Raw genomic sequence first — 16,086 nt, 5'->3', positions numbered from 1 at the left:
TTTTCCGGCCCACGGCCCCCGCCCTGGGCCCGTTTTGCGTTGACTGCCCCTGCATCCTCCCCTTCCCCGGCGCCGGCCCTGCTGGCGCAGATGAACGCCGCCCTGCCCGCCCGCCTGCCCGCTCCCGGCGAACGGATCGACGCCCCGGCCCTGCCCGGCTCCGCCGACGCCCTCTACCTGGCCGCCGCGGCCACCCGGTTGAAGCGCCCTCTGGCGGTGGTCACCGCCTCGGCCCAGGACGCCCAGCGCCTGCTCGACGAGATCCCCTGGTTCGCCCCGGGGCTGCGGGTCTGCCTGCTGCCGGACTGGGAGACCCTGCCCTACGACAACTTCTCGCCCCACCACGACCTGGTGTCCGAGCGCCTGGCCACCCTGTGGGCGCTGTACAAGGGCGCGTTCGACGTGGTGCTGGTGCCGGCCTCCACCGCCGTGGTGCGGTTGGCCCCGCCGGCCTTCCTGGCGGCCTACACCTTTCACTTCAAGAAGGGCGAGCAGCTCGACGCCGAAGCCTTCCGCGCCCAGGTCACATTGGCCGGGTACACCAACGTCACCCAGGTGGTCTCCCCGGGGGAATACTCGATCCGCGGCGGGCTGATCGACCTGTTCCCGATGGGCTCGCCGCTGCCCTACCGGATCGACCTGTTCGACGACGAAATCGAGACCCTGCGCGCCTTCGACGCCGATTCCCAGCGCAGCCTCTACCCGGTGCCCGAGGTGCAGCTGCTGCCGGCCCGGGAATTCCCCATGGACGACCGGGGCCGCACCCTGTTCCGCCAGCGCTTCCGCGAGGTATTCGAGGGCGACCCGGCCAAGTCCGGCATCTACAAGGACATCTCCAACGGCATCCCCTCGGCGGGCATCGAGTACTACCTGCCCCTGTTCTTCGAGGAAGGGGACGCCGCCACCCTGTTCGACTACCTGCCCAAGGACGCCCTGCTCTGCCTGCACGGCGCGGTGGACGAAGCGATCCGCGACTTCGCCCGGGACACCCAGTCGCGCTACAACCTGCTCCAGGGGGACAAGGCCCGGCCCCTGCTGGCGCCGGAGACCCTGTTCCTCAACGAGGAAGCCTTCTTCATCGCCGCCAAGGGCTACGGCCGGCTGGCCCTGCGCCCCGCATCGGCGGCCGCCGATAGCGCCGCCTTGGCCGCCCCCCTGCCCAACGTGGCGGTGGACCGCCGCGCCGAGGACCCACTGGCGGCCCTCAAGGCCTTCACCGCCGCATTCCCGGGCCGGGTGCTGCTGCTGGCTGAATCCGCCGGCCGACGCGAAACTCTGAACGAAACCTTCGTGGACCATGGGGTGCGCCCCGCCCCCTGCCCCGATCTGGCGGCCCTTGCCAGCCCGGGGGCGCCGCAACTGGCCCTGGGGGTCGGCCCGCTGCAAACCGGCTTCATCGTCGGCAGCGGCAGCCAGGCCCTGGCTTTCGTCACCGAGACCGAGCTGTATGCCGGCAGCCCCCGCCGGGCCAAGCGCGCGGCCCAGAAGAAGGCCAGCCTGGACAACTGGCTGAAGGACCTGACCGAGCTCAAGGTCGGCGACCCGGTGGTGCACGAGCAGCACGGCATCGGCCGCTACCTGGGGCTGGTGAGCCTGGACCTGGGGGAAGGCAACACCGAGTTCCTGCACCTGGAATACGCCAACGACGCCAAGCTGTACGTGCCGGTGTCCCAGTTGCACGTCATCTCCCGCTACTCCGGCGCCGACCCGGATGCTGCCCCGGTGCACACCCTGGGTTCGGGCCAGTGGGAAAAGGCCAAGCGCCGCGCCGCCGAGCAGGCCCGCGACACCGCCGCCGAACTGCTCGCCCTGTATGCCGCCCGGGCCGCCCGCCAGGGCCACGCCTTCGCCTTCAAGGCCAGCGACTACGACGCCTTCGCCGACGGTTTCGGCTTCGAGGAAACCCCGGACCAGGCCGCCGCCATCGCCGCGGTGATCGACGACATGAAGTCGGGCAAGCCCATGGACCGGCTGGTGTGCGGCGACGTGGGTTTCGGCAAGACCGAGGTGGCCCTGCGCGCCGCCTTCATCGCCGTGGCCGGCAACAAGCAGGTGGCGGTGCTGTGCCCCACCACCCTGCTGTGCGAGCAGCACTACCAGACCTTCTGCGACCGTTTCGCCGACTGGCCGGTGAAGATCGCCGAAATCTCCCGCTTCAAGACTGCCAAGGAAACCGCCCAGGCGGTGAAGGACCTGGCCGAGGGCAAGATCGACATCCTGATCGGCACCCACAAGCTGATCCAGCAGGACGTGAAGTTCCCCAACCTGGGGCTGGTCATCATCGACGAGGAACACCGCTTCGGCGTGCGCCAGAAGGAGGCCCTGAAGGCCCTGCGCGCCGAGGTGGACGTGCTGACCCTGACCGCCACGCCGATCCCCCGCACCCTGGCCATGAGCCTGGAGGGGCTGCGGGACTTCTCGGCCATCGCCACGGCACCGCAGAAGCGCTTGGCGATCAAGACCTTCGTCTCCAAGTTCTCCGACGGCATCCTCCGCGAAGCGGTGCTGCGCGAATTCAAGCGCGGCGGCCAGGTGTACTTCCTGCACAACGAGGTCGACACCATCGACAACATGCGCGACAAGCTGACCAAGCTGCTGCCCGAAGCGCGCATCGCCGTGGGCCACGGCCAGATGCCGGAGCGGGAGCTGGAGCGGGTGATGCGCGACTTCACCCAGGGCCGGGCCAACCTGCTGCTGTGCACCACCATCATCGAGACCGGCATCGACATTTCGAACGCCAACACCATCCTCATCAACCGGGCCGAAAAGTTCGGCCTGGCCCAGCTGCACCAGCTGCGCGGCCGGGTCGGCCGCTCCCATCACCAAGCCTACGCCTACCTGTTGGTGTTCGACGAGAAGGCCCTGACCAAACAGGCCAAGCAGCGCCTCGAAGCGATCCAGATGATGGAAGAGCTGGGTTCGGGCTTCTACCTGGCCATGCACGACCTGGAGATTCGTGGTGCCGGCGAGGTGCTCGGCGAGAACCAGTCCGGCGAGATGCAGGAGGTGGGCTTCAACCTCTACACCGAGATGCTCAACCGTGCCGTAGCGGCGCTCAAGCAGGGCCGCGAGCCGGACCTGGCCCAGCCTCTGGGGGTGGCCACCGAAATCAACCTGCATGTGCCGGCCCTGCTGCCCAACGACTACTGCCCGGACGTACACGAGCGCCTGTCGCTGTACAAGCGCCTGGCCAACTGCGAGGCCGACGACGAGATCACTGCCTTGCAGGAAGAGCTGGTGGACCGCTTTGGCGAGCTGCCGGCCCAGGCCCAGTCGCTGCTCGCCACCCATCGCCTGCGCCTCTTGGCCAAGCCCCTCTGTGTGCAGAAGCTCGATGCCACACGGGAGCAGGTGACGGTGCAGTTCAGCCCGGAATTTTCGAAGAATCCGCCCATCGAGCCGATCAAGATCATCAACCTCATCCAGACCGACCGGAACTACAAGCTGGCCGGACAGGATAAACTCGCTCTTTCCCGCTCCTGCCCGACCCTTGCCGACCGAGTGGCCGCGGTGAAGGACCTGTTCAAGAAACTGACCGCCTGATGCACCGGCGCTCTTCCCGGGCGCCCCTTAACGCAAGAAAGCGCAAGAAGCCAACGCCATGATTGAGCAAGCCATCGAAGACCTGCACGTCGCCGCATTCGACCCCATGCCCACGCCCCGGGAGGTTCTGGACCGAATCCCGATGACCGAGGCCGCCGCCACCACCGTGGTGCAGGGCCGGGAAACCCTCAAGGCCATCCTGGACGGCACCGACCCCCGCGTCTTCGTGGTGGTGGGCCCCTGCTCCATCCACGATCCGGTGGCCGGCCTGGACTATGCCCGGCGCCTGAAGGCCCTGGCCGACGAGGTGTCCGACACCCTGGTGCTGGTGATGCGCGTCTACTTCGAAAAGCCCCGTACCACCGTGGGCTGGAAGGGCTACATCAACGATCCGTACATGGACGACTCGTTCCGCATCGACGAAGGCATGGCCAAGGCGCGCCAGTTCCTGCGCGACGTGAACGAGCTCGGCCTGCCCGCCGGCACCGAGGCCCTGGACCCGATCTCGCCCCAGTACCTGGGCGACCTGATCGCCTGGACCGCCATCGGCGCCCGCACCACCGAATCCCAGACCCACCGTGAGATTTCCTCCGGCCTCTCTACCCCGGTGGGCTTCAAGAACGGCACCAGCGGCGACCTGACCGTGGCGGTCAACGCCATCCTGTCCGCCTCCCGGCCCCACTCCTTCCTCGGCATCAATTACGACGGCGGCGTGACCATCGTGCGCACCACCGGCAACCCCTACGGCCACGTGGTGCTGCGCGGCGGCGACGGCCGGCCCAACTACGACACGGTGTCGATCAACCTGGCCGAGGCCGCCCTGACCAAGGCCAAGCTGCCGGCCAACATCGTGGTGGACTGCTCCCACGCCAACAGCTACAAGAAGCCCGAGCTGCAACCCTTGGTGATGGCCGACGTGGTCAACCAGATCCGTCTGGGCAATAAGTCCATCGTCGGCACCATGATCGAATCGAACATCGAGGCCGGCAACCAGCCGATCCCCGCCGACCTGTCCCAGCTCAAGTACGGCTGTTCGGTCACCGACGGCTGCGTGGACTGGGCCACCACCGAGAAGATGCTGCGCGACGCCGCCACCCTGCTGCGCGACGTGCTGCCCAACCGCCGCGGCTGATCCTTCTTCGTTCCCGACTTCCTCACCCCTACCGCGGCGGCCCCTCGGCCGCCGCACGACTTTCTGCCATGCTCGACCTCGTCATCCAGGGCGGCCCCCTGCCCACCTTCCTTCTCGACCGCCTCGTCCAGGCTACCGGCGCCGCCCGGGCCGAGCCCCGTGCGCCCCAGCTGCACCGGCTCTACGGCGCGACCCGGCCGGCGGATTTCGCCGCCACCCTGGAGCCCCTGCTCGCCGCGGAAAAGCTCGACTGGGCCTTCGTCCCCGCCGGCAAGAAGCTGTCCGACTATGGGCTGATCTGCTTCGACATGGACTCGACCCTGATCACCATCGAGTGCATCGACGAGCTGGCCGATTTCGCCGGCAAGAAGGCCGAGGTGGCGGCCGTGACCGAGGCCGCCATGCGCGGCGAGATCGACTACCGGGAAAGCCTGCGCCGCCGCCTGGCCCTGCTGGCCGGGCTGGATGCCCGGGTGCTTGCCCGGGTCTACGGCGAGCGCCTGCTGCTCTCCGACGGCGCCCGCCCCTTGCTCGAAGCGGTCCAGGCCGCCGGGCTGCGCACCGCCATCCTCTCCGGCGGCTTCACCTACTTCACCGAGCGCCTGCGCATCGAACTGGGCTTCGACTTCGCCACCTCCAACGAACTGGAGATCGCCGGCGGCAAGCTCACCGGCCGGGTGGTCGGCGACATCGTGGACGCCAGCGCCAAGGCCCACCACCTGTGCCGCCTGCGCGACGAACTGGGCCTCACCCGGGACCAGGTGATCGCCGTGGGCGACGGCGCCAACGACCTGATGATGATGAATGAGGCCGGCCTGTCGGTAGCCTTCCGCGCCAAGCCGGCGACCCGGGAAAAAGCCTCGGTAGCCTTCAACCACGTCGGCCTGGACGGCCTGGTCAACCTGTTCGCCTGACCCTGTCGCCGGCAGGTCACAAAGCCGCGCCACCATTGGCGCTCCGACCTGCCTGCCTGCAACCCCGCGCCAGTCGGGCATCTCCAGGCACCCTGCCTGAAGATGCCCGACTGGCACGGCTTTCCGGACTGCCCCTAAAAACCGTGCTGCCCGATACCGCCCAACGCCACCACTACGCCTGGCTCTCCATCGCCGCCGCAATCCTCACCATCAGCCTCAAGACCGGGGCCTGGTGGATCACCGGCTCGGTGGGTCTGCTCTCCGACGCCCTGGAATCCTTCGTCAACCTGGCCGGCGCCGGCTTCGCCCTGTGGATGATCCTGGTCACCCGCACCCCGCCGGACGACGGCCACCCCTTCGGCCACGGCAAGGCGGAATACTTTTCCAGCGGCTTCGAGGGCGGCCTGATCTTCGTCGCCGCCCTGGCCATCGTCGGCACCGGCGTGCAGCGCCTGCTCCACCCGGAACCCCTGGAAGCCCTGGGCTGGGGCATGGCCTTCTCGATCCTGAGCACCCTCATCAACCTGGCCGTGGCCCTCACCCTGGCCCGGGCCGGCAAGCGCTTCAACTCGATTGCCCTGACCGCCGATTCGCGCCACCTGATGACCGACGTGTGGACCTCGGTGGGGGTGGTAGCCGGCGTGCTGCTGGTGGCCCTCACCGGCCAGAACTGGCTCGACCCCCTCATCGCCATCGCCGTGGGCCTGCACATCATGCTGGAGGGCTGGCGCCTCGGCCAAACCTCGGTGGATGGCCTGATGGACCGCAGCCTGGAGCCCGAGCAACTGGCCCAACTCACCGCCGCCCTGGACGCAACGCTGCCCCCGGAAGCCATCTACCGCAACCTGAAAAGCCGCCGCGCCGGCGCCCAGTCCTTCGTCCAGGTTGACATCCTGGTCCCCGGCGACTGGAGCGTCACCCGGGGGCACGACCTGCTCGACAAGGTCGAAGCCCGGCTGGAAGCCACCCTGCCCGATCTGGTGGCGACGACGCACCTGGAACCGCGCTAGGAAAAACTCCGAAGAACACTCTGGGGAGTGGTCTATTAAAGAAATTACAAAAAATGGCTGATTCCTTTTCGGGGTCAGCCATTTTTTTCATCAAGACTTTCCGAACAAAAGACGCCATGAAATCAATAAACAACCACCTTGAGAACACCTTGCGGAATAAGAGCGCCGACATTTACAACCATCCCCCATCCATCTTGCACGGTCTTAATGGTTATTTAACAACGTCGGGGTAAATTGTCAAAACATGACGATATGACCAGCCAGCCGGCCCATTACGCGGCTCATCCTTGGCACGCAGCTGAGGTGTAATCAGATACACATGAAGCTGAGGGCCACGCACCAGGAAATAAATCCTGCATTCTTCAATATTTTTTGGCAAACGAGCCTTCAAATCAACGGTATCTTCAAAAACCTCCCCGGTATCTTTCAATCTCCATTTCACATAGAGATCATCCCCCCGGAGCATGTCGCCTGAAGTTGTAGATTGTTGATCAGACTTACCTCTATCCCTCAAGGCGGGAGCGTTTCTGGCCGCTGGATTCTTTGAATCCCCATAACGATAATCAAGCAGTACTGCATCAGGACTATCCACTGGAAAATTAAATGCAAACCCATGCAAAACAACATCCCCTCGACTAGCGCACCCGGAGGTCAATTGAAAAAAAACCACTAAAAGAAAATAACCAAATAATTTCTTCAAGCCTTCCACATTAGCCCCCATTTCCACACAACACCATGTTTAAATCCATTTGCGCAATAACATCACCAACATCGACAGCAATGGTCATCTCTTATCTCCCTGATACAATTTTAAATATTATTTAACGAGGTCGGGGTAAATCGTCAAAACATGACGATATGACCAGCCAGCCGGCCCATTACGCGGCTCATCCTTGGCACGCAGCTGAGGTGTAATCAGATACACATGAAGCTGAGGGCCACGCACCAGGAAATAAATCCTGCATTCTTCAATATTTTTTGGCAAACGAGCCTTCAAATCAACGGTATCTTCAAAAACCTCCCCGGTATCTTTCAATCTCCATTTCACATAGAGATCATCCCCCCGGAGCATGTCGCCTGAAGTTGTAGATTGTTGATCAGACTTACCTCTATCCCTCAAGGCGGGAGCGTTTCTGGCCGCTGGATTCTTTGAATCCCCATAACGATAATCAAGCAGTACTGCATCAGGACTATCCACTAGAAAATTAAATGCAAAACCATGCCAAACAACATCCCCTCGACTAGCGCACCCGGAGGTCAATTGAAGAAAAACCATCAAAAGAAAATAACCAAACAATTTCTTCAAGCCTTCCACATTAGCCCCCACTTTCACACAACACAAATTTTAAATTCATTAATACTCACCAAAAAAATCCGTACAAAGCATCAGAAATTACCATAGTAAATTTGGGCAAATTGTAAGCACATAACGACTTCCTCACCCAGCCGGACCGTTGGGTGGCTCGCTCTTGGCGTATAGCTGAGACGTAATCAGACATACATAAAGCTGAAGGCCCCGCACTAGATAATAAAGATGGCAACTTTCAATATTAATTGAGAGCCTGATTTTCAAATCTACTACCTCCCCAAAAACTACTCCGTTCCCTTAATTTTCTACTTAACACAGCCCCCCTCCCCCCATCTCTCCGGCAGCTGCTCTGGTATCGCGTACTGCAAAACGAACTTGATGCCCTTCTTCACACAGCCGTTGAGCAACAGGAATATCGCGGCTAAGGTGGCCAAAGTGAGCCCCCAATTCCCATACGAAGAGAATCCGACTCATTCCCCCCCTAGACAGGCACTTCATAAATTTGAATGGACGGTTTGAAGGGCAGCTACCCAGTCCATCTATAGTGTTGAGATTATTTTTCCCTCCCTCGGCAGCGCTCAATACGAGGAGGAAGGCCTGCGGCTTATTCAAAGCAAAAAAACATTCCAAACAATTCAAAAGCATGGAACATAATTCACCTCACCACCACTCGGCGATAATGCCAACAGCAAAATTTCATGTCAAATGGAACATCAAAACCATGTACAGCAAGCAAAGGCGATGTGTTTGTCAAAGTGAAGCTGTGAATTGTGAAACGCTGCAGTACCTTCGACGTGACTAGGCTGTTGGATTGACAAGACGATTTTTTATGATTTTTGCATAAATCAAACAGCACCCTGCAAACTCAGCCAAAACGGCAGAAGACGAAGAAGAAGTGCAAGACAGCGCTTGGTATGCATATGAAGGGCTATAGCTACGCCTAAATTGTGCAGATAGCGCCACACATGGATTTACAAAGGCAGTTCGCTCGGACTTACGCGCAAAATCCGAGGGATAGCCTGGCCGCAAGCCCCCTCTCGGCCATCACGCCTCAGGCCAAGGCCGAAGGAGCGGAAATCTACCGGGGTAACGAAACCGGAGTACGTAACGTAGGGCCAGCGTAGGCGCAGTTATGCCTTGGCAAGCAAGGCCACGGTGCCCCTGACGGAAGGCGCGCCGTCACGCTCCGTCGATCTTCTGCACCCAGGGCGCCTGGGCGCAGCGCTCGGACAGGAAGTCGATGAAGGCCTGGACCCGGGCCGGGCGGCTGCGCCCTGGCGGGGTGACGATGTGCAGGGCGATGGGATCGACCTGCCAGTCGTCCATCACCGTTTCCAGCACGCCGGATTGCAGGTCCTGCCAAGCCAGGAACTCCGGTTGCAGGGCCAGGCCGAGCCCGGCCCGCAGGGCGGGCACCAGGGCTTCGGCGTTGTTCGCCTGCAAGGGCAGCGGCATGGCCTGGGCGAATTCCCCATGCTCGGGGTGCTTGAAGCGCCAGCAGCTGCCCGTCCGCGAGTTGGAATAGTGCAGTGCCCGGTGCTGGGCGAGATCCCGGGGATGCTTGGGCCGCCCGAAGCGCTCGAAATAGGCCGGGGCGCCGACCAGCAGGATGCGCACGGCGTAGAGCCGCCGCGCCAGCAGGCTGGAATCGGCCAGGGTCGAGATGCGCAGGGCGATGTCGAAACGGTTGGCGACCAGGTCGACGATCTCGTCGCTGAAATTGAAGTCGAAGGCCACCTCCGGAAAGCGCGCCATGAATTCGGGCAGCACCGGGGCCAGGTACGAGAGGCCGAACGACATGGGGACGGTGACGCGGATCGGCCCGCGCAGGCTGGTGGACTGTTCCGCCACCTCGGTTTCCACGGCTTCGCCTTCCGCCAGGATGCGGGTGGCGCGCTCCAGGGCGGCATAGCCGCTGTCCGTCAGCGACATGCGCCGGGAGGTGCGGTGCAGCAGCATGGTCCCCATGCGCTGCTCCAGGCGCTGGACCGCCTTGGAAACCGTGGCTTGGGCCAGGCCGAGTTCGTCCGCCGCCCGGGCGAACGAGGTAGTTTCGGCCACCTTGGCAAAGATGGCCCAGGCTTCGAGATCGGGTAGCCGCTTCATGGGGTTCCTTCGTGGGTCGGGCTGGCGATGCGGAGCATTTGACATCAAAAATGGAAACGATGAAATGCCATTCATTCCATTCTAAACATTAATGCCGATGTCTATAGTGAGTCCATCAACGCGCAACGCTACGAGGATTCACATGATCGAACGACGTCCCTTCGACCGCCTGGGTGGTGCCAACCACGGCTGGCTCGATGCCAAGCACCACTTTTCGTTCGCCGAGTATTTCGACCCGTCCCGCCTCAACTGGGGCGCCCTGCGGGTGTGGAACGACGACACCATCGCCCCGGGCACCGGCTTTCCGCCCCACCCCCACGCCGACATGGAGATCGTCACCTATGTGCGCGAAGGGGCCATCACCCACCAGGACAACCTGGGCAACAAGGGCCGCACCGCGGCCGGCGACGTGCAGGTGATGAGCGCCGGCACCGGCATCCGCCATTCCGAATACAACCTGGAGCCGGGCATCACCCGCATCTTCCAGATCTGGATTCTTCCCGACCGGCGCGGCGAGCAGCCTTCCTGGGGCTCCAAGCCCTTCCCCAAGGCGGACCGCTCGGGCCAGTTCGTCATCCTGGCCAGCGGCATCGCGGGGGACGACGACGCCCTGCCCATCCGCACCGACGCCCGGGTCCTGGGCGCCACCCTCAAGGCCGGCGAAACCGCCGAGTACCGCCTGGGGTCGGAGCGTTATGGCTACCTGGTGCCGGCAGCCGGCCAGGTCGAGGTCAATGGCGTTGCCCTCCAGACCCGGGACGGCGCCGCCATCCGCCAGGAGGAGACCATCCGCGTCACCGCCCTCGAAGACGCCGAAATCGTCCTGGTGGACGCGGCCGGCTGATCCCCTCCCCCAACCGAACCCAGCACGGGGGGCCTTCTGCGGCGCCCCCCGCGCACGGCCCGCCCAAGCGCCCCGGCGCCTACCGCGAACCGTAACAGTGTGCCGGCATGATCGGCATGCGCCCCCCCCAACCAGCAAGGAGCAAACCATGTCGAACAAGTACCTGGAAGTCCTCACCCCCCAGAACAGCCAGCTGATCTTCATCGACCAGCAGCCCCAGATGGCCTTCGGCGTGCAGTCCATCGACCGTCAGACCCTCAAAAACAACGTCGTGGGACTGGCCAAGGCGGCCAAGATCTTCAACATCCCGACCACCATCACCACCGTCGAGACCGATGGCTTTTCCGGCAACACCTATCCGGAGCTGCTGGCCGTTTACCCTGAGCACAAGATTCTCGAACGCACTTCGATGAATTCCTGGGACGACCAGAACGTGCGCGACGCCCTGGCCGCCAACGCCGCTGCCGGCCGCAAGAAGGTGATCGTCGCGGGCCTGTGGACCGAGGTGTGCAACACCACCTTCGCCTTGAGCGCCGCCCTGGAAGGCGGCTACGAGATCTACATGGTGGCCGACGCCTCCGGCGGCACCTCGGCGGATGCCCACAAATACGCCATGGACCGCATGGTCCAGGCCGGCATTGTCCCCATGACCTGGCAGCAGGTGCTGCTGGAATGGCAGCGGGACTGGGCGCGCAAGGAAACCTACGATGCGGTCATCGCCCTCGTCCAGGAGCATTCCGGCGCCTACGGCATGGGGGTGGATTACGCCTACACCATGGTGCACAAGGCCCCCGAGCGCGTGAAGCACGGCGAGCGCATCGGCCCCAACCCGGCCAAGAAATAAGCCGGGACACCTTACCGGCCCCGTCGGGCGGCGCTGCTGGGGCGGCGCCGCCTTTCTTCCCCGGCCCCTTGGTATCCGGCGGCCGGTGCGGCGGGGTTTCCATCAGCGGCCCCAGCGCGAGGATGGCCCATGAAACTCTACGTCCTGTCCCTGGGTGCCGGCCTGCTGGTCGGCATCGTCTACAGCCTGCTCGACGTGCGCTCCCCCGCGCCGCCGCTGGTGGCCCTGGTGGGGCTGCTCGGCATCCTGATCGGCGAGCAAATCATTCCGGTCGGCAAGCAATTACTGAGGGGTTCGGCATTTGCCTCCGCCTGCACCAAAACCCAGGCTACGACCCACGTCTTTGGCCAGCTACCCGGCCGCCAGGCCATGCAGCACGGCAAAACCCCCGAGGAGAAGCAATCATGACGACCCGCCCCACCGCTGACGTCGTTCTGCGCAACGGCCGCTTCACCACCCTGGACACCGGCAATCCCACCGCCAGCGCCGTTGCCGTCAAGGACGGCAAGTTCCTGGCCGTGGGGGACGAGCAGGCGGTGATGCCCCTGGCGGGCAGCGGCACCCGCATCATCGACCTCAAGGGACGCAGCGTCCTGCCTGGCCTGATCGACAACCATACCCATGTGATCCGCGGCGGCCTCAACTACAACATGGAACTGCGCTGGGACGGCGTGCGCTCCCTGGCCGACGCCATGGACATGCTGCGGCGCCAGGTGGCGATCACTCCGGCACCCCAGTGGGTGCGGGTGGTGGGGGGCTTCACCGAGCACCAGTTCGTCGAACGACGCCTGCCGACCATCGACGAGATCAACGCCATCGCCCCCGATACCCCGGTCTTCCTGCTGCACCTCTACGACCGCGCCCTGCTCAACGCCGCCGCCCTGCGCGCCGTCGGTTACACCAAGGAAACACCTGAACCTCCGGGCGGCGAAATCACCCGGGACGCCAGCGGCAACCCCACCGGCCTGCTGCTGGCCAAGCCCAACGCCGCCATCCTCTACGCCACCCTGGCCAAGGGCCCCAAGCTGCCCTTCGACTACCAGGTCAATTCCACGCGCCACTTCATGCGCGAACTCAACCGGCTGGGCGTGACCGGGGTCATCGACGCCGGCGGCGGCTTCCAGAACTACCCGGACGACTACGCCGTGATCCAGAAGCTGGCCGACGAGGGCCAGATGACGGTGCGCCTGGCTTACAACCTGTTCACCCAGAAGCCCAAGCAGGAGAAGGAGGATTTCCTCAACTGGACCTCCTCCGTCACCTACAAGCAGGGCGACGACTACTTCCGCCACAACGGCGCCGGCGAGATGCTGGTGTTCTCGGCCGCCGACTTCGAGGACTTCCGCCAGCCCCGGCCGGACATGCCGCCGGAAATGGAAGGTGAGTTGGAGGAAGTGGTGCGCATCCTGGCCCAGAACCGCTGGCCCTGGCGGCTCCACGCCACCTACGACGAAACCATCTCCCGGGCCCTGGACGTGTTCGAGAAGGTCAACCAGGACATTCCCCTCAAGGGGCTGAACTGGTTCTTCGACCACGCCGAAACCATCTCGGACAAATCCATCGACCGCATCGCCGCCCTGGGCGGCGGCATCGCCGTGCAGCATCGCATGGCCTACCAGGGCGAGTACTTCGTCGAGCGCTACGGCGCCGCTGCCGCCGAGGCCACGCCCCCCGTCGCCCGCATGCTGGAAAAGGGCGTGCAGGTTTCCGCCGGCACCGACGCCACCCGGGTCGCCTCCTACAACCCCTGGGTGTCCTTGGCCTGGATGATCACCGGCAAGACGGTGGGCGGATTGCAGATGTATCCGCGCCGCAACTGCCTTAGCCGGGAGACGGCGCTGCGCATGTGGACCGAGAAGGTGGCCTGGTTTTCCAACGAGGAAGGCAAGCGCGGCCGCATCGCGGCGGGGCAGTTTGCCGACCTGATCGTGCCGGACAAGGATTTCTTCGCCTGCGCCGAGGATGAGCTCTCCTTCCTCACCTCCGAGCTAACCATGGTCGGCGGGCGCGTCGTCTATGGCGCGGGCGACTTCGCGCCCCTGGACGACAACCCGGTGCCGCCGGCCATGCCGGACTGGTCGCCGGTGCGCACCTTCAAGGGCTACGCGGCCTGGGGCGAGCCGGAGGGCGCGGGCCGAAATTCCCTGCGCCGCCAAGCGATCGCCTCCTGCGGCTGCGCCAGCGCCTGCGGCCTCCATGGTCACGACCACGCCCGGGCCTGGGGGGCGAAGGTGCCGGTATCGGACCTGAAGGGCTTTTTCGGCGCCCTGGGCTGCTCCTGCTGGGCCGTGTAGGCATCCACCCAGGCCGCCTCAACCCCAATCGGCAACAAACTGGCCGCCTGCGCGCGGCCGGTTTTTGCCTCCTGCGCCATACGCTTCGCCGCCTACCTCGGTTTGTGCGCCGCCTACCTGCAAGGCGGGTTGGTCAAGCTCCATGACTTCCCGGGAGCCGTCGCGGAAATGGCCCATGCCGGGCTTGCCCCGGCGCCACTCTTTGCCGCCCTGGTCATCCTGCTCGAACTGGGCGCATCGGCGCTGATCCTGACCGGGCGGTGGCGCTGGCTCGGCGCCGTCGCGCTGTCCGGATTCACGCTGCTGGCAACCTTGCTGGCCCTGCGCTTCTGGGAACTGCCCCCGGGGCAGGAGCGCTTCATGGCGGCCAATGCCTTCTTCGAGCACCTCGGCCTGGCCGGGGGCTTTCTGCTGGTCGCCTGGCTCGACCTGACCGAACGGCAGCCGACGGAACAATATGCGACGGAGCCCCGCCAGCCATGACCGAACTACGCGCAGCAGCCCCCAGCGGCGGTTTCGCCCCCCTCCGGCAAAAACTCTTCGCCGTGCTGTGGGTGGCGACGGTGATCGGCAACACCGGCAGCTTCATCCGCGACGTGGCCAGCGCCTGGCTGATGACCGACCTGTCGGCCTCCCCCGCCGCCGTGGCCATGGTGCAGGCGGCGGCGACCCTGCCGGTCTTCCTGCTGGCGATCCCGGCCGGGGTGCTGTCCGACATCCTTGACCGGCGCAAATTCCTGATCGGCATCCAGGTGCTGCTCGCCGCCGTCAGCATCTGCCTGATGCTGCTGTCGGCCGCGGGCCTGCAATCGGTCGCCTCCCTGATCGGGCTGACCTTCCTGGGCGGCGTCGGCGCGGCGCTGATGGGGCCCACCTGGCAGGCCATCGTGCCGGAGCTGGTGGACAAGAAAGACCTCAAGGGCGCTGTGGCGCTCAATTCCCTGGGCATCAACATCGCCCGAGCCATCGGCCCCGCCCTCGGCGGCGTGGTTCTGGCCAGCCTGGGGGCCGCGGTAACCTACGGCGTCGACGTCATCAGCTACGTGTTCGTGGTCGCCGCCCTGCTGTGGTGGCGCCGCCCGGCGGCGGGCGAGGACGACCTGTCGGAGCAGTTTCTGGGCGCCTTCCGCGCCGGGCTGCGCTATGCCCGGGCCAGCCGTGAGCTGCATGTGGTGCTGGTCCGCGCCTTTTTCTTCTTCATGCTGGCCAGTTCGGTCTGGGCGCTGCTACCTCTGGTGGCCAGGACGCTGCTGGGCGGCGGCGCCGGCTTCTACGGTCTGCTGCTCGGCGCGGTCGGTCTGGGGGCGATCGGCGGCGCGCTGCTCATGCCCCGGCTGCGCGAGCGTCTTGGCCCGGACGGCATGATACTGATGGCCGCCGCCGTCACTGCGGCGGTGATGGCCTTCCTCGCCTTGGCGCCGCCCCAATGGGCCGCGCTGGTCGCCCTGCTCGCCCTCGGCGCCGCCTGGATTTCGGCCCTCACCACCCTCAACGGGGTGGCCCAATCCATTTTGCCCAACTGGGTGCGGGGGCGTTCCCTGGCCGTTTATCTCACAGTGTTCAACGGCGCCATGACGGCCGGCAGCCTGGCCTGGGGCGGCATCGCCAGCGCGATTGGAGTGCCGCTGACCCTGGTGATGGGCGCTATTGGGCTGGTCATCGTCGCCCTGGCCTTTCACCGGCTGAAACTGCCCAAGGGGGATGCAGACCTGGTGCCGTCCAACCACTGGCCCGAGCCGTTGACGGCAGCCCCTGTGGAGTACGACCGGGGGCCGGTGCTGATCCTGATCGAATACCGGATCGACCCGACGGAGCGGCAAGCCTTCCTGGCCTGCCTGACCCGGCTGTCGGCGGACCGCCGCCGCGACGGCGCCTACGACTGGGGCGTGAGCGAAGACGCCTCGGACCCCGCCGCGATGCTCGAATGGTTCAAGGTCGATTCCTGGGCGGAACACCTGCGCCAGCACCGGCGCGTGTCCAAGGCGGCGGCGGATGTCCAGGACGAGGTGCTGCGCTTCCACCGGGGAGACGCACCGCCCATCGTGCGTCACTTGCTGTCCGTGTAGCCGGCCCTAGTGGCCGCCCCGGCC

13 protein-coding genes are annotated in these 16,086 nt (G+C 64.8%); 10 read left to right on the top strand and 3 right to left on the bottom strand.

The genetic code is table 11. The annotated features are described in order from the left end of the window. Positions 1–90: 90 nt before the first annotated feature. From mfd to V7Z98_RS14460, 4 genes are all read left to right on the top strand, one after another. Positions 91–3,543 (top strand): transcription-repair coupling factor, encoded by a 3,453-nt coding sequence (gene mfd, locus V7Z98_RS14475; RefSeq protein ID WP_334158858.1) that lies wholly within the window; start codon positions 91–93, stop codon positions 3,541–3,543. Between the two features lie 58 nt (positions 3,544–3,601). After that, complete coding sequence (locus V7Z98_RS14470; protein WP_293262286.1) at positions 3,602–4,675, top strand: 3-deoxy-7-phosphoheptulonate synthase; 1,074 nt, start codon at positions 3,602–3,604, stop codon at positions 4,673–4,675. 68 nt (positions 4,676–4,743) lie between these two features. Then, the gene (serB, locus tag V7Z98_RS14465) at positions 4,744–5,589 is read left to right on the top strand and encodes a phosphoserine phosphatase SerB (RefSeq protein ID WP_334158763.1); all 846 of its coding nucleotides are present in this window, start codon (positions 4,744–4,746) and stop codon (positions 5,587–5,589) included. 143 nt (positions 5,590–5,732) lie between these two features. Next, positions 5,733–6,599 carry a cation diffusion facilitator family transporter gene (locus V7Z98_RS14460; RefSeq protein ID WP_334158762.1) on the top strand — a complete coding sequence of 289 codons (867 nt, stop codon included), beginning with the start codon at positions 5,733–5,735 and terminating at the stop codon, positions 6,597–6,599. A 211-nt stretch (positions 6,600–6,810) separates the two neighbouring features. Here the strand turns inward: V7Z98_RS14460 and V7Z98_RS14455 are convergent, their stop codons facing one another. The 3 genes from V7Z98_RS14455 to V7Z98_RS14445 all read right to left on the bottom strand — a co-directional run bounded on the left by V7Z98_RS14455 (position 6,811) and on the right by V7Z98_RS14445 (position 10,014). Then, positions 6,811–7,308 carry a hypothetical protein gene (locus V7Z98_RS14455; RefSeq protein ID WP_334158761.1) on the bottom strand — a complete coding sequence of 166 codons (498 nt, stop codon included), beginning with the start codon at positions 7,306–7,308 and terminating at the stop codon, positions 6,811–6,813. 108 nt (positions 7,309–7,416) lie between these two features. Beyond that, positions 7,417–7,914 carry a hypothetical protein gene (locus tag V7Z98_RS14450; RefSeq protein ID WP_334158760.1) on the bottom strand — a complete coding sequence of 166 codons (498 nt, stop codon included), beginning with the start codon at positions 7,912–7,914 and terminating at the stop codon, positions 7,417–7,419. Positions 7,915–9,087: 1,173 nt separating this feature from the next. Beyond that, complete coding sequence (locus tag V7Z98_RS14445; RefSeq protein WP_293262271.1) at positions 9,088–10,014, bottom strand: LysR family transcriptional regulator; 927 nt, start codon at positions 10,012–10,014, stop codon at positions 9,088–9,090. A 142-nt stretch (positions 10,015–10,156) separates the two neighbouring features. Between V7Z98_RS14445 and V7Z98_RS14440 the strand changes: the two genes are divergently transcribed. The 6 genes from V7Z98_RS14440 to V7Z98_RS14415 all read left to right on the top strand — a co-directional run bounded on the left by V7Z98_RS14440 (position 10,157) and on the right by V7Z98_RS14415 (position 16,062). Beyond that, positions 10,157–10,858 (top strand): pirin family protein, encoded by a 702-nt coding sequence (locus tag V7Z98_RS14440; RefSeq protein WP_334158759.1) that lies wholly within the window; start codon positions 10,157–10,159, stop codon positions 10,856–10,858. 148 nt (positions 10,859–11,006) lie between these two features. After that, positions 11,007–11,702, top strand: a complete 696-nt coding sequence (locus V7Z98_RS14435) for a hydrolase (protein WP_293262265.1) — start codon at positions 11,007–11,009, stop codon at positions 11,700–11,702. A gap of 129 nt (positions 11,703–11,831) precedes the next feature. Then, positions 11,832–12,110 carry a XapX domain-containing protein gene (locus V7Z98_RS14430; RefSeq protein ID WP_293262262.1) on the top strand — a complete coding sequence of 93 codons (279 nt, stop codon included), beginning with the start codon at positions 11,832–11,834 and terminating at the stop codon, positions 12,108–12,110. After that, entirely contained in the window at positions 12,107–13,996 is a 1,890-nt protein-coding gene (locus V7Z98_RS14425; protein ID WP_334158758.1) for an amidohydrolase, read from the top strand. Before V7Z98_RS14430 ends, V7Z98_RS14425 begins: the two co-directional genes overlap by 4 nt. A gap of 102 nt (positions 13,997–14,098) precedes the next feature. Next, a complete protein-coding gene (locus V7Z98_RS14420) occupies positions 14,099–14,479 on the top strand; it encodes a DoxX family protein (protein ID WP_334158756.1) in 381 nt (126 codons plus the stop codon). After that, the gene (locus tag V7Z98_RS14415) at positions 14,476–16,062 is read left to right on the top strand and encodes an MFS transporter (protein ID WP_334158754.1); all 1,587 of its coding nucleotides are present in this window, start codon (positions 14,476–14,478) and stop codon (positions 16,060–16,062) included. The genes V7Z98_RS14420 and V7Z98_RS14415 overlap by 4 nt, the downstream gene beginning before the upstream one ends. Positions 16,063–16,086: the final 24 nt, after the last annotated feature.

This window comes from Oryzomicrobium sp. (assembly GCF_036820405.1).
Taxonomy (GTDB): domain Bacteria; phylum Pseudomonadota; class Gammaproteobacteria; order Burkholderiales; family Rhodocyclaceae; genus Oryzomicrobium.
This window is presented reverse-complemented; position numbering and strand designations above follow the sequence as displayed.

What these genes read in the sequence shown, in the direction of transcription:
- mfd (WP_334158858.1), top strand. Translation starts at nt 91, where the DNA reads ATGAACGCCGCCCTGCCCGCCCGCCTGCCCGCTCCCGGCGAACGGATC.
- V7Z98_RS14470 (WP_293262286.1), top strand. Translation starts at nt 3,602, where the DNA reads ATGATTGAGCAAGCCATCGAAGACCTGCACGTCGCCGCATTCGACCCC.
- serB (WP_334158763.1), top strand. Translation starts at nt 4,744, where the DNA reads ATGCTCGACCTCGTCATCCAGGGCGGCCCCCTGCCCACCTTCCTTCTC.
- V7Z98_RS14445 (WP_293262271.1), bottom strand. Translation starts at nt 10,014, where the DNA reads ATGAAGCGGCTACCCGATCTCGAAGCCTGGGCCATCTTTGCCAAGGTG.
- V7Z98_RS14440 (WP_334158759.1), top strand. Translation starts at nt 10,157, where the DNA reads ATGATCGAACGACGTCCCTTCGACCGCCTGGGTGGTGCCAACCACGGC.
- V7Z98_RS14435 (WP_293262265.1), top strand. Translation starts at nt 11,007, where the DNA reads ATGTCGAACAAGTACCTGGAAGTCCTCACCCCCCAGAACAGCCAGCTG.
- V7Z98_RS14430 (WP_293262262.1), top strand. Translation starts at nt 11,832, where the DNA reads ATGAAACTCTACGTCCTGTCCCTGGGTGCCGGCCTGCTGGTCGGCATC.
- V7Z98_RS14425 (WP_334158758.1), top strand. Translation starts at nt 12,107, where the DNA reads ATGACGACCCGCCCCACCGCTGACGTCGTTCTGCGCAACGGCCGCTTC.
- V7Z98_RS14415 (WP_334158754.1), top strand. Translation starts at nt 14,476, where the DNA reads ATGACCGAACTACGCGCAGCAGCCCCCAGCGGCGGTTTCGCCCCCCTC.